General features: G+C 69.1%; 21 protein-coding genes, 1 tRNA gene and 1 pseudogene. 9 read left to right on the top strand and 14 right to left on the bottom strand.

Translation table 11 applies throughout. From position 1 onward, the window contains the following. Positions 1-140: 140 nt before the first annotated feature. Together E6N53_RS10880 and gatD are read right to left on the bottom strand one after the other, a co-directional pair. Positions 141-551, bottom strand: a pseudogene (locus E6N53_RS10880) (helix-turn-helix domain-containing protein); the annotation flags it as partial. Between the two features lie 51 nt (positions 552-602). Next, entirely contained in the window at positions 603-1,856 is a 1,254-nt protein-coding gene (gatD, locus tag E6N53_RS10875; RefSeq protein WP_142859199.1) for a Glu-tRNA(Gln) amidotransferase subunit GatD, read from the bottom strand. A gap of 341 nt (positions 1,857-2,197) precedes the next feature. Here gatD and E6N53_RS10870 point away from each other — a divergent pair, with 341 nt between their 5' ends. Further along, positions 2,198-2,713: a hypothetical protein gene (locus E6N53_RS10870; protein ID WP_142859197.1), complete on the top strand. Its 516-nt coding sequence runs from the start codon at positions 2,198-2,200 to the stop codon at positions 2,711-2,713. 2 nt (positions 2,714-2,715) lie between these two features. On the opposite strand, the gene E6N53_RS10865 is transcribed toward E6N53_RS10870, so the two are convergent. The 3 genes from E6N53_RS10865 to E6N53_RS10855 all read right to left on the bottom strand — a co-directional run bounded on the left by E6N53_RS10865 (position 2,716) and on the right by E6N53_RS10855 (position 6,660). Beyond that, positions 2,716-3,372 (bottom strand): ArsR/SmtB family transcription factor, encoded by a 657-nt coding sequence (locus tag E6N53_RS10865; RefSeq protein ID WP_142859195.1) that lies wholly within the window; start codon positions 3,370-3,372, stop codon positions 2,716-2,718. A gap of 86 nt (positions 3,373-3,458) precedes the next feature. Further along, positions 3,459-4,112: a DUF1405 domain-containing protein gene (locus E6N53_RS10860; RefSeq protein WP_142859193.1), complete on the bottom strand. Its 654-nt coding sequence runs from the start codon at positions 4,110-4,112 to the stop codon at positions 3,459-3,461. Positions 4,113-4,164: 52 nt separating this feature from the next. After that, positions 4,165-6,660, bottom strand: coding sequence for a hypothetical protein (locus E6N53_RS10855; RefSeq protein ID WP_142859191.1), 2,496 nt, complete (start codon positions 6,658-6,660; stop codon positions 4,165-4,167). Between the two features lie 119 nt (positions 6,661-6,779). Here E6N53_RS10855 and gpmI point away from each other — a divergent pair, with 119 nt between their 5' ends. Together gpmI and E6N53_RS20725 are read left to right on the top strand one after the other, a co-directional pair. Then, a complete protein-coding gene (gene gpmI, locus E6N53_RS10850; RefSeq protein WP_142859189.1) occupies positions 6,780-8,294 on the top strand; it encodes a 2,3-bisphosphoglycerate-independent phosphoglycerate mutase in 1,515 nt (504 codons plus the stop codon). Between the two features lie 60 nt (positions 8,295-8,354). Next, positions 8,355-8,501 carry a hypothetical protein gene (locus E6N53_RS20725; RefSeq protein WP_161596544.1) on the top strand — a complete coding sequence of 49 codons (147 nt, stop codon included), beginning with the start codon at positions 8,355-8,357 and terminating at the stop codon, positions 8,499-8,501. A gap of 48 nt (positions 8,502-8,549) precedes the next feature. On the opposite strand, the gene E6N53_RS10845 is transcribed toward E6N53_RS20725, so the two are convergent. Next, entirely contained in the window at positions 8,550-9,200 is a 651-nt protein-coding gene (locus tag E6N53_RS10845; protein WP_136590361.1) for a TVP38/TMEM64 family protein, read from the bottom strand. Between the two features lie 91 nt (positions 9,201-9,291). Here E6N53_RS10845 and E6N53_RS10840 point away from each other — a divergent pair, with 91 nt between their 5' ends. Further along, the gene (locus E6N53_RS10840) at positions 9,292-9,657 is read left to right on the top strand and encodes a DUF5830 family protein (protein ID WP_142859187.1); all 366 of its coding nucleotides are present in this window, start codon (positions 9,292-9,294) and stop codon (positions 9,655-9,657) included. A gap of 1 nt (position 9,658) precedes the next feature. On the opposite strand, the gene E6N53_RS10835 is transcribed toward E6N53_RS10840, so the two are convergent. Next, the gene (locus E6N53_RS10835) at positions 9,659-10,816 is read right to left on the bottom strand and encodes a DUF7115 domain-containing protein (RefSeq protein WP_142859185.1); all 1,158 of its coding nucleotides are present in this window, start codon (positions 10,814-10,816) and stop codon (positions 9,659-9,661) included. Positions 10,817-11,359: 543 nt separating this feature from the next. Between E6N53_RS10835 and E6N53_RS10830 the strand changes: the two genes are divergently transcribed. Further along, positions 11,360-11,511: transfer RNA gene (locus E6N53_RS10830), tRNA-Met, on the top strand. A 77-nt stretch (positions 11,512-11,588) separates the two neighbouring features. Here E6N53_RS10830 and E6N53_RS10825 read toward each other — a convergent pair. From E6N53_RS10825 to E6N53_RS10815, 3 genes are read right to left on the bottom strand one after another with little or no spacing between them, the layout of a single operon-like run. After that, a complete protein-coding gene (locus E6N53_RS10825; RefSeq protein WP_136590358.1) occupies positions 11,589-12,761 on the bottom strand; it encodes an ABC transporter permease in 1,173 nt (390 codons plus the stop codon). Continuing rightward, positions 12,751-13,440, bottom strand: a complete 690-nt coding sequence (locus E6N53_RS10820) for an ABC transporter ATP-binding protein (protein ID WP_136601692.1) — start codon at positions 13,438-13,440, stop codon at positions 12,751-12,753. Before E6N53_RS10820 ends, E6N53_RS10825 begins: the two co-directional genes overlap by 11 nt. After that, complete coding sequence (locus E6N53_RS10815) at positions 13,430-14,902, bottom strand: COG1361 family protein (RefSeq protein ID WP_142859183.1); 1,473 nt, start codon at positions 14,900-14,902, stop codon at positions 13,430-13,432. Before E6N53_RS10815 ends, E6N53_RS10820 begins: the two co-directional genes overlap by 11 nt. A gap of 467 nt (positions 14,903-15,369) precedes the next feature. Here E6N53_RS10815 and E6N53_RS10810 point away from each other — a divergent pair, with 467 nt between their 5' ends. Further along, positions 15,370-15,552 carry a hypothetical protein gene (locus E6N53_RS10810; protein WP_136590355.1) on the top strand — a complete coding sequence of 61 codons (183 nt, stop codon included), beginning with the start codon at positions 15,370-15,372 and terminating at the stop codon, positions 15,550-15,552. A 69-nt stretch (positions 15,553-15,621) separates the two neighbouring features. Further along, positions 15,622-15,849, top strand: coding sequence for a DUF7385 family protein (locus tag E6N53_RS10805; protein WP_136590354.1), 228 nt, complete (start codon positions 15,622-15,624; stop codon positions 15,847-15,849). A 22-nt stretch (positions 15,850-15,871) separates the two neighbouring features. Here E6N53_RS10805 and E6N53_RS10800 read toward each other — a convergent pair whose 3' ends face one another. Further along, positions 15,872-16,594, bottom strand: a complete 723-nt coding sequence (locus tag E6N53_RS10800) for a hypothetical protein (RefSeq protein WP_142859181.1) — start codon at positions 16,592-16,594, stop codon at positions 15,872-15,874. 157 nt (positions 16,595-16,751) lie between these two features. Between E6N53_RS10800 and E6N53_RS10795 the strand changes: the two genes are divergently transcribed. Beyond that, positions 16,752-17,513, top strand: a complete 762-nt coding sequence (locus tag E6N53_RS10795; protein WP_142859178.1) for a hypothetical protein — start codon at positions 16,752-16,754, stop codon at positions 17,511-17,513. A gap of 283 nt (positions 17,514-17,796) precedes the next feature. Here E6N53_RS10795 and E6N53_RS10790 read toward each other — a convergent pair whose 3' ends face one another. Further along, entirely contained in the window at positions 17,797-17,985 is a 189-nt protein-coding gene (locus E6N53_RS10790) for a DUF8178 family membrane protein (protein WP_142859175.1), read from the bottom strand. A 53-nt stretch (positions 17,986-18,038) separates the two neighbouring features. Beyond that, positions 18,039-18,299 carry a DUF8028 family protein gene (locus E6N53_RS10785; RefSeq protein ID WP_142859173.1) on the bottom strand — a complete coding sequence of 87 codons (261 nt, stop codon included), beginning with the start codon at positions 18,297-18,299 and terminating at the stop codon, positions 18,039-18,041. A gap of 267 nt (positions 18,300-18,566) precedes the next feature. On the opposite strand from E6N53_RS10785, the gene E6N53_RS10780 reads away from it, so the two are divergent. After that, positions 18,567-18,845, top strand: coding sequence for a DUF8072 family protein (locus E6N53_RS10780; RefSeq protein ID WP_142859171.1), 279 nt, complete (start codon positions 18,567-18,569; stop codon positions 18,843-18,845). Positions 18,846-18,876: 31 nt separating this feature from the next. Here the strand turns inward: E6N53_RS10780 and E6N53_RS10775 are convergent, their stop codons facing one another. Beyond that, the gene (locus E6N53_RS10775) at positions 18,877-19,818 is read right to left on the bottom strand and encodes a DMT family transporter (RefSeq protein ID WP_142859168.1); all 942 of its coding nucleotides are present in this window, start codon (positions 19,816-19,818) and stop codon (positions 18,877-18,879) included. Positions 19,819-19,832 lie beyond the last annotated feature (14 nt).

Below are 19,832 nucleotides of genomic sequence, written 5' to 3'. Positions count from 1 at the left end.
AGCGTCGCGGGCACAGTGCAGCATCGTGTGTGCGTTCACGCCGAACCGTATATCGGTTGTCGTCGCGTGACCCCGGTGACAGTTGGGTCCGATTCTCGCCCCGAGCGGGAGAAGTGAGTTCTCATACACGTCGGTCACTCGGCCTCGTGTAGCAGGCGGCGACAACTCGACAGCGAGTACGTCACGCCGAAGCGGTCGCGGACGTACTGGCGGACGAGTACCGGCGTCCACGCCTCCTCGTCGAAGCCCGCACGCGTGGGGGGCTCACGGAGGGTCTCGTACAGGGCACGACGCTGTACGTCGTCGAGCTTCCGCGGCCGACCCGGCCGGTCGTCGTCGCGGACGGCCGCCTCGATGGGCTGGTCGTCGAACCGGGTGAGCCAGTTGTAGATGGTCCGCCGTTGGACGCCGTACCACTCGGCGAGTTCGGTCTGCGTCACCCCGTGTTTGTACGCGATGGCGGTGATGAGCCGCTGGGTCGGCTTCCTCCCCTCGACGCGCTCGAGCGCCCGCTGGAGGTCCGAGAGCGAGACGTCTTCGAGGTGTCCCATGTGACCTCTGAGAGAGACGAGCAAAAAGTTCTGACGCCTTCGTCCTCGTCGCTACTCCCAGGGGACCGACCGTTCCTGGAGTTCGCCGACGAGGTCCTCGCCCATCGCCGTTCGGGGGTTCTCGTGGTTCGCCAGCGCCCACATCAGCTTCACCTTCGCGGTACCGGGGAGGGTGTCGCCGGCCTCGACGACGCCGGCGTCGAGGAGGTCGCGCCCGGTATCGTAGACGCGGTCACAGACCCGGCCTTCGAGACACTGGCTCGTCATCGTCACGACGGTGCCGTCGTCGACCAGGTCGCCGAGCGCGGGGATGAGGTCCGTGTGGACGTGTCCGAGCCCCGTCCCCTCGACGACGAGCCCGTCGAGGGCCGACTCGCGGAGGAACCCCGCGTATCGGTCGAGGTCCATCCCCGGCGTGAACTTCAGCAACTCGACGTTCTCGTTCAGCGCCTCGGCGAGCGCGAGGTCCCGGTCGCCGCGGGCGGTGTACGAGCGCCGCCACTCGATCGCCTCGGTCTCGTAGTCGATCTCGCCGAGCGGCTTCGCCCCGACCGTCTCGAAGGCGTCACGCCGCGAGGTGTGGTTCTTGCGGACCCTCGTCCCCAGATGGAGCGCACACGTCGTGTCCGACTGGGAGGCGTGCATGCAGACGAGTACCTCCGCGCAGTCGCTCTTGGCCGCCTCGACCGCACAGACCGCGTTCATCACGTTGTCGGAGGAGGGTCGGTCGGCCGACCGCTGGCTCCCCGTGAAGACGATGGGGACCGGGGTGTCGAGCATCAGCGCCACCGCCGCCGCGGAGAACTGCATCGTGTCGGTGCCGTGCATCACGACGACGCCGTCGGCACCGGCTTCGACCTCGTCGTGGATGGCGCGCGCGAGCTGCTGCCAGATGCTCGGCTCCATGTTCTCCGAGAGGATGTTCGCCACGACACGCCCGCGGTAGTTCGCCCGCCCCGCGAGGTCCGGCACCGCTCGAAGCACGTCCTCGGCGTCGAACTGCGCCGTCACCGCGCCCGTCCGGTAGTCGACGGTCGACGCGATGGTGCCCCCCGTCGAGATGAGCGAGATGGTGGGGAGGTCCTCGTCGAACCCGATTTCGGATACCGAGTCGCCGTCCTGTGCACTCTCGATGTCGTAGACGCCGCGTTCGAGTATCTCGACGTCGCTCTCCTCGCGACTGATGCCGACGTTGTACCCGCCGTCGAGCTTGACGACGAGGTGCTCCGCGGTCGAGGAGGGCAGGAGGACGCCCTCGTTCGTGGTGCCCGCGCGCGTGACGCGGACGCGGTCTCCGGGGTTCATACGCCGGGGTTTCGCGGCGGCGGACTTGAATCCCAGCGTTTGCGCTCACGGGTCGTCAGTGTGGGGGCGAGAGACCGTCGTGAGGGCCAGCGACGACACGACGACACGACGACGCGAACACGAACGAGCGACGGTGCGGGACGAGCGCGTCGACGCCACGTGTCACCACCTCGCGGATGGCGCGCGGGCGCGAGTGAGCGACTCGCGCGAGCACCCGGCTGGGGAGGTTCGAGGCCGTGGGTCACTGCGTCCGTGTCCCGTCCACGGCGTCTCCCCCGTCCCGACCGCACCACCTCGCGACCGACACAAGAGCCATACCCCCCGCGCACCCACCCACACGTATGCAACGGTCAGACGAGGCCGAACAGTCGGTCGACGACCTGCTCGCCGACGTCGACCGGTTGACCGGTGACGACACCGACGAGTCCACGGACCGCCGTCAGTCGGCTCCCACCGCCTCGCGCGACGCGTCGAACTCCTCGGGCCGCGGCCGCCTCGGCGGGCTCTTCTCGGTCCGGACGTTCCTCGTCGCGCTCGTCCTCTCGCTCGTCGCGGTCGTCGCCGGCGGCGCGATTCCGCTCGTCGGGTTCGTCGGCCGTCTCGTCGGGCTGTTCGCCGTCGGGGTGCTCGCGAGCGACCGCCACTACGTCGAAGTCGGCCTCGCGGGCGCGCTCGCCTCCGGAGCGGGCTTCGTCGTGAGCACCCTCACCGCGGCGTTCTTCCCCTTCGCCGTCCGGTTGCTTTCTGAGTACGGCATCGCCATCGCGGGTGTCGGTGCCGGTGTCGGCGCGCTCGCGGCGCTCGCCGGACACTACTTCGGTCGTGACCTCCGCGACGGGTTCACCCGCGACCTCTGAGCTCACTCGGTGATGAACCACTCGCCGCTTCGCTCTTCGACCAGGCCTCGCTCCGCGAGGGCTCCGAGCGCGCGTTCGACGGCTGCGGGCGGGGCGTCGACTTCGCTCGCGACGCTGTCTGCCGTCCTGTCGCCCGTGGCGACGGCCGCGAGCACCTCCGCGTAGAAGCGCGAGTCCGAGTCCGCGCCGATGCGGTCGTTGAGCCGGTCGAGGACGTCCGTCAGCCGGCCGTGGACGTATCGCTGCGCGAGCGAGAGTTCGTTCTCGAGGTCTTCGAGCGTCGCCAGTTCGCCGGCGAGGGTGCTGAGCGAGCCGTCCGACTCCGTCGGCACGTCGATGGAGACGTGTGGGCACCGCCCCGACATGTCGAGGCTCGGACTCGCCGGATAGGCGCTCTTGGCGCCGAAGCCGTAGCGAGAGACGTTCACCTCGAGGCGGATATCTCGGGAGATGTGGAAGTACTTCCGCCGCTGGTCGTCCGTCCGCGATTCGACGAGGCCGGCCTCTTCGAGCTTGCGGAGGTGGTCGATGACCGCCTTCGGCGAGACGCCGAGATACTCGCTGATCTCGGTGACGTAACACGGCTTGTGGGCCAGCAGCTGGAGGATACGCCGTCGGTTCTCGTTGCCCAAGAGGTCTAGAAGAACCGCGGAGTCCATTGGCGCGTGCTAGGCGACTGAAGCTGAAAAGGTTGACTCAATCGGCGTCACTGTGCGACGGCCGACAACGGGCGGGTCGGTGGGGCTCAGACCGGGTCGAGTCTGTCGAAGACCCGCGACGCGAGCGCGACGGCGAGGACCGACAGCGCGACCGTGAGCGCGGGGAGGACGAGGCCCGGTTCGTACCGAAGCGGCGGGTAGTAGCCGAAGCCGTAGTCGAAGACGTCGTTCGCGAGGAGCGCGACGAGCGCGAACGCGAGCGCCCCGCGGGTCGTCTTCCCGTAGTGGGGGATGAGGAACGCCTCGATGACGAACCCCAGATGAGTGAACATGATGCCCCAGTAGTTCCACAGCGCCGACACGGAGAAGCCGACGTACAGTTCGGGCCGGAGGTTCAACGCGACGGCGGTCCACAGGCCGTACTTGACGAGCCAGACGAACGCGAGGGTGTGGAGGTACGCGAGCGGGCGGTTGACCGGGGCCTCCCGGACCGGCCGGCCCAGGTTCGAAAGCAGCGTGACGAACGAGAGCGTCGCCAGCGCGAGCGCCGTCGGCGAGTCACCGAAGAGCGGGTAGAGGAAGGTCGGCAGGTCGACGAGGGAGGGCTCGGAGTGGACGTAGAAGCTCACGCCCACGAGGAAGGCGCTGGCGTTGAGCGCGAGGAAGGTGACGAGACTGGGACCGTTTCCCAGGTACTCCTGGACGTAGCGTTCGGGGACGAGGTCGGAGAGGCCGTCCATCGGGTCGACCCTCGGACCGGGCGGAAAAAACCGTGCCGCTCTCCGTCCCGCGTTATGTCAGCGTGTCCAGCGCGCGCTCGGCCCGTCTGTCGGCCGTCCCCGCGCGCCGGGCAGCGATGCGCGCGGCCGGCTGTGGGGCACCACCGCCCTCGGCGAGCGACGACAGCCGTGCGAGCACGCTCCTGAGGGCACGGAGTTCCTCGGCGGTCCTCGTCTCGTCGCCCGCGAGCGCCGCCTCGTTCGCCGCCTCGGCGCGCGAGACGGCCTTCGTGAGCAACTGGCGGAGGTTCTCGCGGGTCGTCACCGGCTGATAGACGCGGTCGGGCGTCGCTTCCGGTGCCGGGGTCGGTGTGGCCGTCGATGTCTCGGTTGGTTCGGACGCGGGCGTCGGTGTTGGAGTAGCCGTCGGCGTCTCCGTCGACTGCTCCTCGTCGCCTTCGCCGTCGTCTCTCTCCTCGTCGGAGACGACGTCGAGTTCGATGGTCGCCGACGTCGGGTCCGGCGTCGCCGTGGCCCCACCACTCGCCGCCGAGTCGTCGGTTCCCCGCTCGTCGTCGCTTCCACTCGCACTGCCGTCGGCACCACGTTCGAGCAGTCGTTCGACGGTCTCGCGGGTCTCCGTCAGGAAGTCCACGAGGAACCGGGTGATGCCGGAGACGCCCGTCCGCGCCTTCGCGACCGCCGCGGCGTTCTGGTTCGGCCCGGGGTTGACGCGCTCGACGCTCGTCTCCCCCCGCTCGTCGGTCACTTCCACGGTGTACCCACCCGCGCGGTGGACGTAGACGGCCCCGCGCCCGTCGGCCTCGACCGGCGGCGCGTCGAACACGCGGCCGGCGACGTCGTCGTCGACGCGAACACGACGGGCACCGCCGCGGTCGGTCGCGTCGACCTTGAGTTTCACCGCGTCCGCGGCCGGAACCAGCCCGATTCGCCCGTCGGCACCGACCCGGACGGTGCCGTCGCTCGTCGTCTCGGTGGGTGCATCCGTCGCAGTCTCGGTCGGCGTGACCGTCCTCGTTTCTGTCGTCGTCCCCTCACCCGTAGCCGCCTCGCCGCCGACCGCCACCCGCTGGGCGTACGGCGCGTACCCCGGTCCGTTGACCGTGAGCGTGTGGTCGCCCGGTTCGACGTCGACGAAGGCGGCGACGCCGCCGAACGTCGGGACGGCGGTCGGGTCCGACGCCAGTCGCGCCACGGCCTCGACCGGCGGCGCGGTGAGTGTCACGCCGACGTCGACGTCGTCGCTCGGCCGGAGTTCGGCGAGGCGACCGACGATGGTCTCCCCTCGATCGCCGCCGTCGACACCGTATCGCTCCTGGATGGCCTCGCGGTGGGCCGCGTCGGTCACGTCCGCGAGCGGGTCACGATACCGCGGCTGCGTCCACGGCGTCGATGTCGACGTGATGTGCGACGCGAGGGCGTCCTCGACGAACCCCGGGACGGCGAACTCGAAGCTCAACTGCGGCCCGGTGAATGCGGCGATGTCCTCGACCTCGGCGGTCGGGACGAGCGCGTAGTGTTCGTCGGCCGGTGTCTCCCGTCGCGACTCCGGTTCGAACGTCGCCCCGAGTTCTCGCGGAGGGAGGCCCGTCGGCGGCGTCGCGAGGTCGGCGAACGAACCGACCGTGACGTCTTCGGGGACGAGGTCCTCGGCAGAGACGTTCGGCAGGTCGGGGTGGTCGGTGAGCGGCGCGCCGTCGAGTTCGGGGACGACGTACGGGAGGCGGAACCCCTCGTCGCGCGGGAGTCCGTACGCGAGCGGGAGGCCCTCCTCGCCCGAGGCGATGGCGACGACGCCGTTGGTCACGTCGGCGACGAGGCCGTCGACCGGGAGGCGCTGGAACGTGTCGCGGCGCGCGTTCATCCCCAGCGCCGAGGAGTGCGAGCCGACCTCGCTGATGATGGCTGGAACCGCCTCGGGGTCGAGGAACTCGTTGTTCGGGACCTGCCGAGAGTGTGCGCTCGCCGCGTAGAGGACGGGGTCGCCGGACGTGCGGTCGACGAACGTCTGGAGGAGTTCCCAGTCGTGCCAGTGGAAGTTGACGGAGAACTGGTCGAACGCCGAGTAGATCCAGTACTGCACGACGGCGAGGCGGTCGGTGTACTCCAGCACGTGATAGAACACCGTCGGGTCGGGCGCCGGCGTGTCCTCGCTTTTCGCGGCCGTGTAACCGTCGAGCGCGTCGAAGCCGTCGACGACCGTCTGGCCGTCCCGCTCGGAGGCGTAGGGGCGCGGGTCCGTCGGGAACCACCGTTCGCGTCGCCCGAAGTACAGCGTCGGGGCGAACCTTTCGGCCAGTCGGCGAGCCTCGTCGGCGTCGGCGATGGGGGTCGCTCGCGGGGTCGTCGTCGCGGTCGAATCCGTCGCCGGGTCGTCGTCCGTGGCCCGGCCGTCACCACCGAGCGTAATCGCGCCGGCGACGCCCGCACCGGCGACAGCGGTACCGGCGAGGAGCGCGCGGCGGCTCACGGGAAGGCCCGCCGTGGTGTCGACGTCGTCACCGCCCGGGTCGTCGTCGGCTGCGGAGTCGTCGGGGTTGGAGGACATCGGTTGCCCCGGACTTGGCGGCCGGCCTCAAGTCTCTGTTGGCTTTCGCCGAGCGGCCGTTCTGGCGCTCGGCTCGGACAAACGACACGTAATTACGCCTCGGTCGTGAGCACTCGGACATGCAGGCAGCGCTCGTTATCCTCGACGGCTGGGGGCTCGGCGACCACGACAGACGCGACGCGGTGAAGGCGGCGTCGACACCCAACTTCGACCGCTTCGCCGACGCCGGCGCGTACACGACGCTCGACGTCTCCGGACGGCGGGTCGGCCTCCCCGAGGGACAGATGGGCAACAGCGAGGTCGGTCACCTCAACATCGGGGCCGGTCGCGTGGTGAAGCAGGCGTACACCCGCATCGAGGACGCCATCGCCGCGGGGTCGTTCGCGGAGAACGACGCGCTCACGTCGGCGTTCGACCACGCCGCGGAGACGGGCGGCAGCGTCCACTTCATGGGGCTCGTCTCCGACGGGGGCGTCCACTCAGAGCAGGGACACCTCCACGCGCTCATCGACATCGCTGCCGAGAGAGGAATCGAAGCCGTCACCCACGCGTTCATGGACGGCCGTGACACCGACCCCCACGGCGGACGGAGCTACCTCGCCGACCTCGAAGCGCACGTCGCAGACCGCGGGACGGGCGACGTCGCCACCGTCTCGGGGCGGTACTACGCGATGGACCGCGACCAGAACTGGGAGCGGACGAAGCGCGCGTACGACGCCATCGTCGAGCGCGAGGCCGACCACACGGCGACGACGGCGGTCGAGGCCGTCGAGGCGTCGTACGACCGCGGCGACACCGACGAGTTCGTCGAACCGACGCTCGTCGAGGGTGGCCCCGCACTCGAAGACGGCGACGCGGTGGTCTTCTTCAACTTCCGTCCGGACCGCGCACGCCAGTTGGTGCGGATGCTCGCCGACGTCGACCCCGTCTGGGAGTTCGACACGCATCCTCCTCAAATCGAACTCGTCACGATGACCGAGTACGACCAGACGTTCGACTTCCCCGTGGCGTTCCCGCCGAACGAACCCGCGGACACCCTGGGTGAGGTGCTCTCGGAGGCGGGCAAGACGCAACTCCGCCTCGCCGAGTCCGAGAAGTACGCCCACGTCACCTACTTCCTCAACGGCGGCCGCGAGGTGGAGTTCGAAGGCGAGGTCCGACGGATCATCCAGTCGCCGGACGTCCCGACCTACGACCAGCGACCGGAGATGAGCGCCGAGGAGGTGACCGACACGGCCATCGACCTCATCGAATCCGACGACCCCGACGTACTCGTGTTGAACTACGCGAACCCAGACATGGTGGGCCACACGGGCGACTTCGAAGCCGCCGTCGCGGCCGTCGAAGCCGTCGACGAACAGCTCGGACGGCTCGTCGCGGCCGTCGAGCGCGCGGGCGGGCACGTCCTCGTCACGGCCGACCACGGCAACGCCGACGACATGGGCACGCCCGACGCGCCCCACACGGCGCACACGACCAACCCGGTTCCGCTCGTCTACCTCGCCCCGGACGGCACCGCTGGCGGGCGCTCGCTGCACGAAGACGGGTCGCTCTGTGACCTCGCGCCCACCCTCCTCGAACTCGTCGGCGTCGACCAGCCGGCGGCGATGACGGGCGAGTCGCTGTTAGAGTAACCGTCGACGTCGTCGGCCACCGGGCAGAACGGTTCGGCGGTTCGAGCGGGTACCGGTGGTATGGTCGGGAGGGGTGGATGGTCACGACTCGAACGTGCTGGTGTCGTGCACGCCTCGCTGCTCTTGCTCGTGGGCGTCGCGGACCTGACTGGCGACGTCGTCGCGCTCTCGCTCCTCGCGGTGGTTCTCTGGTCCCTCCGGCGGTGACGTCCTCGGCGGCCCGTCTGCCGGACCACCTCTCGGGGCCGTGCGGCGTCACTCGGCGTCGAGGCCCACCGGCGCGGGGTCGCGCCCGGCGACCACGCGATACACCGGCCCGGCGAGGAGCAACACCGCCGCGAGGCCACACGCCGCGACGAGTCGCCAGTCCACTGCCCCGAGCGAGGCGTGCGAGAGCGAGTCGAGCGACGACCCCGCGAGGACGCCGACGACGGCCCACGGGAGTTCGCCGATGGCCGTCCCCACCGCGAACGTCGACAGCGAGACGCCGGAGACGCCCGCGGCGACGGAGACGACGTCGGAGGGGGCCGGGAGGAGCCGCGAGGCGACCACGCTCCGGAGGTCGCCGGCCTCGCGGACGACGCGTTCGCCCGCGACGGCGACCCGTGACTCCCGACCGAACCACCGGGCGACGAGGAACGGCGGGACGCTCGTGAGGGTGATGAGCGCGAGCGCGTAGGGGATGCCGACGAGGCCGTAGCCGTAGCCGGCCCCGACGGCGAGGAGCGTCGTCGGCCAGGCGACGACGGGTCTGACGAGGGAGAGGACGAAGAGGACGAGTCCGAAGCGGAGCGGGTCGGCCGCGACCCACTCGAGCCACCACAGCGCGCGGTCGGGGGCGACGAGGAGGGCCGCGGCGAGCACGCAGAGGAGCGCGAACCCGAGGAGGAGCCGTGACCGGCGCATACACGTGGTGTCTCGGACGGCAGGGCATACGTCTTGTGCTCGCTCCTCCGAGCGCGGAACGCTTATTCGGCCGACGGAGAAACCTCCGGACGTGACCGAGCGTACAGCGCGCGTGGAACTCGCCCTCGACCTGCTCGCGCACCTCGAGACCGACGAACTGGCGCTTGCGGACGTTGTCGACCGCATCGAGACGGTGACGACGGACCCCTCGCTCACCCGAGAGATCCTCGACACGGCCGAGATACGCGGGGTCATCGAGCGCGACGGTGCGCGGGTGCAGACGAGACGGGGCGGGACGTTCGTCCGCTTCGAGAGTCAGGTCACGGTCCGAGAGGGTGAGTTCGAGTGTCGCCGCTGTGGAGCGGGGCTCTCGACGGGCCACTTCGTCCAGTTCGAGTCCGGCGAACTCGGGCCGTTCGGCTCCTCGTGCGTTCGGAAGGTGCTCGGACGCGAGTGACTCAGAGCCGCTCGCGGAGTTCGGCGATGAGCCGTTCGAGGAGTTCCTCCTGCCGAGCGAGTCGCTCGTTCTGGGCCTCGACGGTCTCTCGCAGCGCCTCCACCTCGGCGACGAGTGCCGCGACGTCGTCGTCGCGTGCGCCCTCGTCGGGCGTGACGGCCGCCGACTCGGAGTGAGCGGTGTCAGTGTCACTGTCACTGTCGGTGTCGGTGTCGGTGTCGACCGGGCCGAGGAGGCCGCCCGCACCGATGGTGTCGATGCCGGTGGCGTCGTCGGAACCGCCCGGGGCCGAATGTGGCTCCGTCGACTCGCCCGCCGACGCCGAGGCCGCGTCCTCCGTCTCGGCCGCCACGGCGGTTCTCTCCGCGTTTCCGGTGGCCTCGGTGCCACGGTCGGCGTCGCTCGCGTCCTCGTCGCTCCGGGCCGCGTCCTTCGAGCGGTCGGTGAGTTCGCTCGGGTTCGCCGAGAGCGGTGTCGGCCCCTCGCCGAACGACATCGTGGCCGAAGGCGACTCCTCCTCCTCGGCGGCGAACCGCTCGCGGAGGGTGTCGAGACTGTCGACGCCGTGGTAGTCGAGCAGGGCGTCGGTGAGTCGCTCACGGACCTCTCGCGCCCGCTCGTTCGGCGCTTTGAGCCGCTGCTGTCGCCCGTCGTGGGTGAGGACGAGCGTCGTCGCGACGTTGCCCGCTTCGACGACGAGGTCGGTGACGTCCGCGAAGTGGAACTCCTCGAAGTCCTCGTCCCACACCGCGCTGCCGACGTGTTTCACGATTCGGTCGCTCGTGACGACCAGCGTGAGTTCGGAGAAGCGGAACGTCTCCGTGACGGTCTCGCCGGGGTCGGTGACGCCGGAGGCGTTGAGCGTGCCCGCCAGCACCGGGTGTAAGGCCCGGTCGAGTAGCTTCGCCGGAACGGTGAACGAGCGCTCGCCGTCGAGTCCGTAGTCGAGCGAGACGGTCGTCTTTCGACGCTTCGTGGAGACGCCGATGCGTTCGGCACCGTGGGGGAACTCCTCGACCGACTCGTCCGAGAGGAGCGAGTCGGCGCGGTAGACGAGCGTCCGCGTCGGCGTGACGAACAGGGCATCGTCGCCGAGCGGGACGCGCGCGGCGACCGACTCGTCGCCGAGCGCCGACTGGACGACGTCCGGGTAGGTCATGGCTCTCACGTCCCGGGCGTCCAGCATAAATCCGCGGATGAACGTCTCAGATGTGATACGTTTGTGAGTGTGTATGGGACAGTAAGCGGACCACTGCGTACCACGGTGGGCGACACGACGGGGTTCCCGAGACGGTCCCACAGTTCCACGAGTCCGCGCCTCCCACGCGTCTGTCGTATCATGACCACGTCTCCGAGCGCGGGACTCACCGCGCCGACGGAGAAGCCGACGACGTTCGGAACCGTCCCGACGCTCTCTCCCGAGAGGACGACGGGGACCACCAGAGCCAGGCCCGGCCGAGAGAGACGCCGACGGAGCCTCAGAGGTCACATCCCCCGCTGGGGGTCGTGCGTCGTTCGGTGCTCACCATCGCTCGGTCGGCGGACGCTTCGGCGACCGGGAAGATACGTCTCTTCGTCGATCCTCGTTCACCGTTCACCCGCGTGCGGCCGCCCGAACGGGCGGCCACGGGCCGTGGTGTCGAACGTCTCACCCGTGACGGATAGGAAGGTTGAAGGGCAGGACCGCATTACGGCAGAGTGAGGCCGGGTGGCTTAGCTGGACATAGCGCCGCACTCATAGGGTTCTGAGATTCGGTGCGGTACCGCCTTGGAAGCCTCCGTCAGCCTACGGGGCCTGCCGAGCCTCGGACCTGGGCCATGCGGAGATCGCGGGTTCGGAGCCCGCCCCGGCCACTTCTCAGACGAGACCGAACGGTCGTGAGTGACGAGTCTACACGGAATTGCCGTGAGCGGGCGACGGACCCGAGACGTCAGTTCCCGCGAAGCGCCTGCACGGGGTCGAGCGTCGCCGCTTTCCACGCCGGATACGCGCCGCTGACCAGGCTCGACCCGACGCCGAAGGCGAAGGCGGCCGTGAGGTAGAACAGGCCGAGCGCGTCGAACGCCAACGGGTCGCCGAGGAACAGGTTGTTGACGCCCATCCCCACGAGGAGGCTCACGACGACTCCGATGGTGCCGCCGATGAGACCGAGCATGCCCGCCTCGGTCAGGAGGATGCGTAACACCGCGCGCTTCTCGAAGCCCACCGCCCGGAGGACGCCAATCTCCTCGCGGCGCTCGACGGTCGACATGAGCATCACGTTGAGGATGCTCGTCCCGGCGACCACGAGCGACACCGCGCCGATGCCGACGAGAAAGAGGTTCAACTGGACGAACAGCTGGTCGATCTGCTCGGCGAGCTGGCCGAACTCGAAGATCCGAACCCGCTCTTGCCGGTCGTTCATGCTGGCACGGATGTTCATCGCGGTCTGGTTCGCCTCGGCCGTGGACGCCGCCAGCACCACCACCTGCGAGTACGTGTCCTCGTCGAAGCGTTCGGGCGGGAGGAGGACGGCGTTGTCCGCGTCGATGATGGCCGCCTGCCCTGTCTCGTCGAGGACGGCGACCACGCGGTACGTCTGGCCGTCGACGGTCAGCGCCTCGCCGGCACGGATGCCCTCGTCGGCCGCGAGCTGGTTCCCGACGACTGCGCCGCTTCGCCATTCGCGGGGGATGTACCCCTGCCGGACGTCGTACAGCGACGCCGGGTCGGCGAAGCCGTACACCGTTCGGTTCTGGGCTTCCCCACGATAGACCACCTCCCTGCTGTCGCGTTTGACGGCGATGGTCTCGGCCGGTTGCGCCGCCCGCTGTATCTCGCGCAACTGCGTCTCGGTGAAGTTGAGCCGGTCGAGGTCCTCACCCGGGACGACCGCGAGGTCGTTCCCGATGGTCCCGATGTTCTCCATCTGTGACCGCTGGAACGCCGAGCCGAACATCCCGAGCGAGGCGATGGCGATGACGCCGATGGCGATGCCGAGCGCGGCGAGCAGCGAACGGGTTTTCGTCCGCGTGAGGTTGCGCCCCGCCAGCGAGAGGACGGGGAAGCGGTCGGCGAACGTCGCCCCCGGCGGCGCGTCCTCGCTGGACGCCTCACGAGACATGCTGGGTCTCCCGCGAGGACTCCCCGAGCCGTCCGTCGACGAGTTCGACGACGCGGTCGGCGTGGTCGGTCACGAGCCTGTCGTGGGTGACGGCGACGACGCTGACGCCCTCGTCGGTGATCGCCTGGAACTCTCGAAGAATCTGTCTCCCCGTCGCCTGGTCGAGGTTGCCCGTCGGTTCGTCGGCCAGGAGGACACCGGGGTCGTTGATGAGCGCGCGGGCGATGGCGACGCGCTGTTGCTGTCCGCCGCTCAGCTGTGGCGGTCGGTGCTCCGTCCGCTCGCCGAGGCCGAAGCGGGAGAGCAGGTCGACCGCACGACGGTTGCGTTCGGCAGCCGAGCCGACGAACAGCCGCGGCAGGGCGACGTTCTCGCGGGCGGTCAGCGTCGGGATGAGGTAGAAGCTCTGGAAGATGAAGCCGATCGTCTCACGTCTGAGGCCGGTGCGCTCGGTGTCGGTGAGCGTGCTGGTGTCGACCGCGTCGACGAGGACGGTGCCCTCGCTGGGCGTGTCGAGGAGGCCGAGGACGTTCAACAGCGTGGACTTGCCGGACCCCGACGGTCCGACGACCGCGACGAACTCACCGGACTCGACGACGAAGTCCACGTGAGCGAGCGCGGTCACGACCTCGGCTCCGACGTCGTACCGCCGGGTGACGTCACGGGCTTCAAGCAGCACGGCGACGCCTCCACAGGAACACACCCGCGACGGCGACGGCGAGAACGACACCCACGCCGACCAACGGGAACCCGGTACCGCGTCGGTCGGGCGTCTCTGGCGGGTCGTACGCCGCCTCGACGGTCCGCGTCCGCTCCTCGCCGTCGACGAGGTACGTCACTTCGAGCGGAATCGTCGTCTCGTTCTCCCCGTCGACCTGAGCGTTCACCGTGAACGACGCGAAGTCGCTGGCGTCGATGGCACCGACGAAGTACTCCGCGCCGGGGCTGGCCGGGCTCACCGCGTCCCCCGCGCGGACGCGCACAGTGACGGCCTGGACGCGGGTCGTCCCGACGTTGCTCGCCGTCCCGGCGATTCGCACCGTCCCGCCGTCCGTCTCCGTGACCTCGATGCCGGTGAGGTCGACCTGCCCAGGGACGAACACGCCGCTGACGGTCCGCATCGCTTCGTACTGCTCGCCGGCAACCTCGTACTCCGCGCGGACGGTGAGTTCGGGGGCCACTCCGGCGAGGTTTGTCACGTTCAGCCGGACGGTCTCGGTGGCGCGCGGTGGCACCTCGTCGACGAGCGCCGTCGAGAGCGCCGCGTCCCCGCTCTCGCCGGTGACCGCGACGTCCTCCACGCGGGCGTTGCCGAGGTTGACGACGGTGACCTCGACGCCGGGCTCCTCGCCCCTGACCGACGCCACGTCGAGTCGGACGTTCCGGTCCATGCGCTCGACGGTGTAGCGGAACGTCTGCGCCGTGGTTCGGCGCTCCCCGCTCCCGTCGGTGTACGTGAGCCGCGCGGTGAGCGTCTGGGTACCGGCTCGCGTGGGTGTCACCTCGAACGTGTAGTTCGCCTCCGCCTCGCTCTCGAGCGCCGACTGGACGCGCCGCTGGCGGTCGATTCGTACGTGTTCGCCCAACAGCTCCACCTGGACGTTGCGGATGGAGGTCGCGAGGCCGTTCGCCACCGTGAGCGCGACCGTCGAATCGGTACCGACGACGCCGTCGTCGAAGTCGGCGTCGAGCTGCGGTCGCTGCTGTTCGACGACCTGCACGGTGACGGGGTAGGTCACGCGGACGGCACGGCCGGTCGCAGTCTGGCCGTAGACGTACACGCGGAGCTGGTGCCAGCCGGGCTCGTCGACGGTCGCGGGCAGGCCGACTTCCATCGACGTGTCGGGCGACAAGACGCCGAGGTCAGTCGCTCTCGTCCATCCCGACGGACCGCGGCCGGGGACCTCCACGGCGACCTCGTTGACGGTGAACGGCCCCGCGGCCCCCGCCTGGTTCCGGATGGTCGCACGGACCTCGAAGGTGTCGCCGACGGCCGGTGTGGTGGGCGTGTGCGTCGCGTTCGTCACGACGACGGAGGTAGACTGGGCGGCGGTCGTCGGGGCGACCACAGCGAGGCCGGACAGCAACACGAGCGCCGTCAGGGCCGCCGCTACCGCGCTGGAACTGGTTCTCGGGGACATCAGGGGTCATTTGGAGCACTCCCGGGACCGACTTATCTGTTACCTCCCGAACGAAGCGGACTCGACGTGGCGGTGAGCCTCGGCGACTGTCGGCTCCGTCGTCGCAGTCGACACGTGACGCACCGATGGCCGCCTCTCGACGGCCCACCGGCGGTTCTCGTGACCTCCCACGCGATACGCGACCCATCAAGACACAGTGTGTGGGGAGGCAGTTCCAAGGTGGACGAGTCGCGGATAAAAACGTGTCGGCGGTTGTGCTACGTTGTTGCACTCGTGTCTGTGTCGTCTCCCGGGGACGTGCCCCATCGTCAACGACTAGTCCCGTGACACCACAGCCCACACAACTTTTATGATAGTTCGTGAAAGTTGTCTGAGCGAACGACGATGCTCGAAGTACGCGTACGCGCCTGATTCTTCCCCCGTCAGAGCATCGTCATCCGACCGTCCCGTTTCGACCCCCCCAACGAATGAGCACGACACCCTACGCGACCGACGCCACCTCGACGACAGACCGCACCGACCTCGCCCACCGCACCGACGACAGCACCTCCCGCGCCAGCGCCGGCGCTCCCATGCAGTTCTCGACGACGAACCGCAAGCCGCTCCCGCCGGCGTTCGGCGACGAGTCGTGGGTGACTGGCGAGCCCTGAGCCGAGGTTGCGTCCGAGGCGGCGCGTCTCGCCCCGGAGGTTTATGTCATCCCGGGTCTGTCCCCGAGTATGGAAGACTTCGACGAGATGCTCTCGTCGCTGACGGTCCAAGAGACCGCCGGCGGCATCCGGCGCTACCGGAACACAGTCAGTATCACCTGTCCCGCCTGTGGGGAGCCCTTCGACGACCTCGTCGTCTGCGAGGACGAGTTCAACAGTCTCGAACTCAGCATGCCGCTCGACCTCTGTACGACGGCCCACGACGACCAGGTCCTCCTGTTCACGCACAAACCCTGAACCGGGACGCGTCGGCGTGGTCTCAGTCGAACACGCCGACGGCGACGGCGAAGCTCCCTGCCAGCATCACGAGGAGCGGCAGGAAACTCGCTCCCCAGAGGAGCGTACAACCCCCGGTACACGCCTGTAAGCGGGCCGTTATCTCCGCGGCGCCGCCCCACACCGCCATGAGGCTCAGCACCGTCCCCCCGAGGACGAGACCCGCTCTGACCGCCAGCGGGTGGTCCGCCGGCGGTTCGAGCTCGAACGCGGACGAGCCCGTGGCACCGCCGTCGGCGACGGCGTTCTGCCGCATCGACGCCGTATGAGCCTGGACCACCTCACGGAGCTCCGCCCGGGTGACGAGCGTCACCAGCTGTTCGTCGGCGAGACACTCGATGCCGTGTTCGTCGGCGGCCGCGTAGACCGCCTCGTCGTAGCCCCGTCCAGTCGCGAGCGTCGCCTCGGCGTCGCCGAACGAGGCGGCCATGCTGTCGAGTCGGGCGACGTGCGCTGGCGTCGCTGCCGCCGTCGGGTCGAGCCACACGACGTGGACCGGCTCCCCTGCGGGGTCGCGCACCAGCACGAACCGGTGGCTGCCACGCGTTGTCCGTGTCGTCCGGTAGCCACGGTCATCCCAGAAACGCTCGACGACGGCCGCGAGGAGCGTCGTGTCCGCCGTCGACAACAGCTGGCGGAGCGACGCGTCCGCTGACTGGGGCTGCTCCCCGTCCGTGTCGTCGCCGGCCGCGGGTGTCTCGCTCATCTGTGTGGGTGGCTCGGGGCTTCTTCGGAGGCCACAGTGGCTGCCGGACAGTACTGTGTCTGACCTCGGAGTCCCGGAGTAAAGCTATTGGTGTGAGAATATCAGAAACGATACCGTCGGGCGAAACGTTTAGCACGCTGGTGGCCGTTGCCGGCGTATGGTCCAACTGCGGTCGTGTTACTTCTGCGGGACGACGGGTGCGCTCTCGGCGTACGACGCGCTCCCCTCGGCCCTGCGCGGCGACGGGGACGCGCCCCGACAGGTGATTCTCTGCGACCGGTGTCACACCAAACTCGAGACCGTGCTCGCGCCGCTCGTCGACGGTGCCGAGCCTGCGGCCGTCCGCGACCCCGGGACGGCTCACGAGCGCGAGCGGGGGCGAGCGGTCGACGCGCCGGACGAGCAGTCGCCCGCGCACGAGGAACCGACGAACCAGCCCGAGGTCACGTTCTCCCAGCCCGCGACGCCGGCGGCCGACGACGGGTCGGACGACCGCTCCACCCCGACTGCCGTTGCCGACACGACGGACGGCGACGCTGACGCCGACGCACCCGGTGACGGGACAGTGCCGGCCGACGGAACGGAATCGGACGGGCAGACGGCGGCGGACGAAGGAGAGATGTCGGTCGACGAGACGACCCCGGCTCACGAGCAGACGGCCGCGTCTGGCACCGATCACACGGCCGCAGACTCGAACGGAGACGACGAGAACGAGCCGGCGGCGGCGAACCTCGACAGGGTGTACCACAAGCTGCTCCGGTTTCTCCGCAACCGTGAGTTCCCCATCCCGCGCGGCGAGGCCGAGGCGATCGCACAGAGCGCGTACGACCTCAGCACGGCGGAGGCGTCGCAGGTCATCCAGCGCACGGTCGACCGTGGGGTGCTCGAAGAACGCGACGGCGAGCTTCACCGCCGGTGACGGCCATCACACCCCCGCTCGCATTATCGGAATCGAGACACGAGGAGTAGTACTTATTACTGGTGTCTCGATTGAATCCAACAGGCACGCAACCCAGTTCACGGGGCCCACCGACGCCCCGATGCGCCGACCCGTCTTCGGTCGGCGCCCTTTCTCGCATCGGCATCGTCTCACACAGCCTCGGGCCTTCGACTCGCGTCGTCGGTCAGGACGGAACGGGCCGAGCGTATCGCTCGCCGGGTGGATGATGTCGGAGAACGAGCCGACGCGCGGTGTCGACAGCTCAGACCGGGCGGCCGCCGCCGTCGGTGCCGACGAGGTAGGTGCCGTATGTCAAGAGGAGCGCCGCCGGCAGCAGTGCGATCGTCGCGACCTGCCCCGAGCTCGGTGCCAGGCCAGGTAAGAACGCGAGCGCACCGACCAGCATGAGGACGACGCCGACGAGTCCCTGCTTGCTGAGATTCAGTGCCATATCCACTCTCGGGAAGGGGTCGTAATGGAAGTTCCGCTTTCGATCGGCTGCGGTTACTGCGCGTGGCCGTGACCGACGACGAGCGCGAGCGCGTTCGCGGCCAGTAAGACCCCGAACGCGAGCGTCTCCGACCCTTCGAGTCCACCGAAGAGCAGCGGGACGTAGAGGAACGGCAGGGCGACGGCAGCCCAGAAGCCGACGAACCGGAGGGGAGCAGCGACCAGTCGGGCGCCGTGTTGGAGGGACTCTGACTGTACCACCTCCCGGATGCGGGAGGCACGTTCGTGGGGGACCGAGGGCGACGAGTTAGACATTGGGGTGCGACCTCGTTTACCCACTGGAGGGACGCCCACATATAACCGCCCGAGGCTTCAGTTCGTTTCAGCGCGTCCGTCGCTGGATGACAGACTGTTCAGCGTCTATGCTACACCGGTTTAACGTTTTATCGATACTTCTAACTTTTTTATTCGTACCAGAAGTACAGGATTTATTATATCGAAAGGTGTCGGCAACATGTTCTGGTACCGGTGCAGTCGGCCAACTCGTGTCGCTTTTGTGCCCCGGCCGCGTGAGCGCAGAGCATGGCCGAGCTCAGCCGGGTCGCAAAGCGGATGTACAACGTCACGCCGGACCCACTCCGACTCGTGTTCGACGACGACACGGCGGGCGTGTTCGAGCTCTCGAGCGCCGAATTCTTTCAACAGGAGTTCCAGGCAGAAGGGCGACGCGTCGACGACGACGGACAGTACCGGTTCACGACGAACGAGGACAACACGGCCGTCCTCGCGGGACGGCTGACCGACGACGGCTGGACGCTCGTTGGGCGGGTCGCCGAGGCCGAGGCGGGCCACGGTCGGTGACGACACCGACTGAACGGCGACGAGACGGGCCTCAGTCGTCACTCAGGAGGGTGCGTCCGCGCCGTCGCAGCCGGGGCAGTTCGTCGCGGATGGTGCGGTGTTTGACCAGGACGAACCCGGCGAAGATGAGCGCGAATCCGACGACGGTGTAGACTGTCGGGAGCTCCGCGAGGAACACCCACCCGGAGAGCGCCGCGAACACCGGGGCGACGTAGGAGACGAGGTTGATTTCGATGGGGCCGAGCCGGTCGAGCAGGTCGAAGTACACGAGGAAGCCGACCGCGGAGGCCGCGACGGAGAGATACACGAGCGCCGCAATCGACTCCGTCGTCCAGACGACCGAGGCGAACGATTCGCCGAGGCCGACGCTGACGAGGTGGAGGACGAGCGCGCCGCCGACCATCGACCACGCCTCCATCGTCTCGATACTGATGTCACTGTCCAGCCGGCGGGTGAGGACCGACCCGAGCGCGAACGCCGCCGCTGCCGCGAACACGAGCAGTTTCGCCACCGCGCCGTCACCGAGGAGGTCGCTCGGGTCGGGTTGCGTGAGGACGACGACGCCGACGAGGCCGAGCACGAGTCCGGCGACGCCGACCGTCGTCAGCCGCTCCCCGGGGAGAAAGAGGCGGGCGAACCCGGTCGTCAAGACGGGGCTCAGCGAGACGATGACGGCCGCGGCCGCCGACGTGACGGCCGGGTCGGTCTCACCGACGAACAGGAGCGCGTGGTAGCCCGCGATGAGCAACAGCGAGCCGACGGCGACGACGGCCCACTGCGTCCGCCCTCGTGGGAACGGGTCGTCGACCGCGTAGAACGCGTACGCCAGCATGATGACGCCAGCGATGTCGTACCGGACGGCGGCGAACAACACGGGCGGAAAGTACGCGAGACCGGCCTTGATGGCCATGAACGCGGACCCCCAGACGGCAGCGAGGAACAAGAACAGCGCGAGGTTCCGATAGCGGGTCACACAGACTGCACTCG

The sequence above is a fragment of the Salinigranum halophilum genome, from assembly GCF_007004735.1.
Lineage (GTDB): Archaea > Halobacteriota > Halobacteria > Halobacteriales > Haloferacaceae > Salinigranum > Salinigranum halophilum.
The sequence above is the reverse complement of the archived record's forward strand: the minus strand, read 5'-3'. Positions and strand labels throughout refer to the sequence as shown.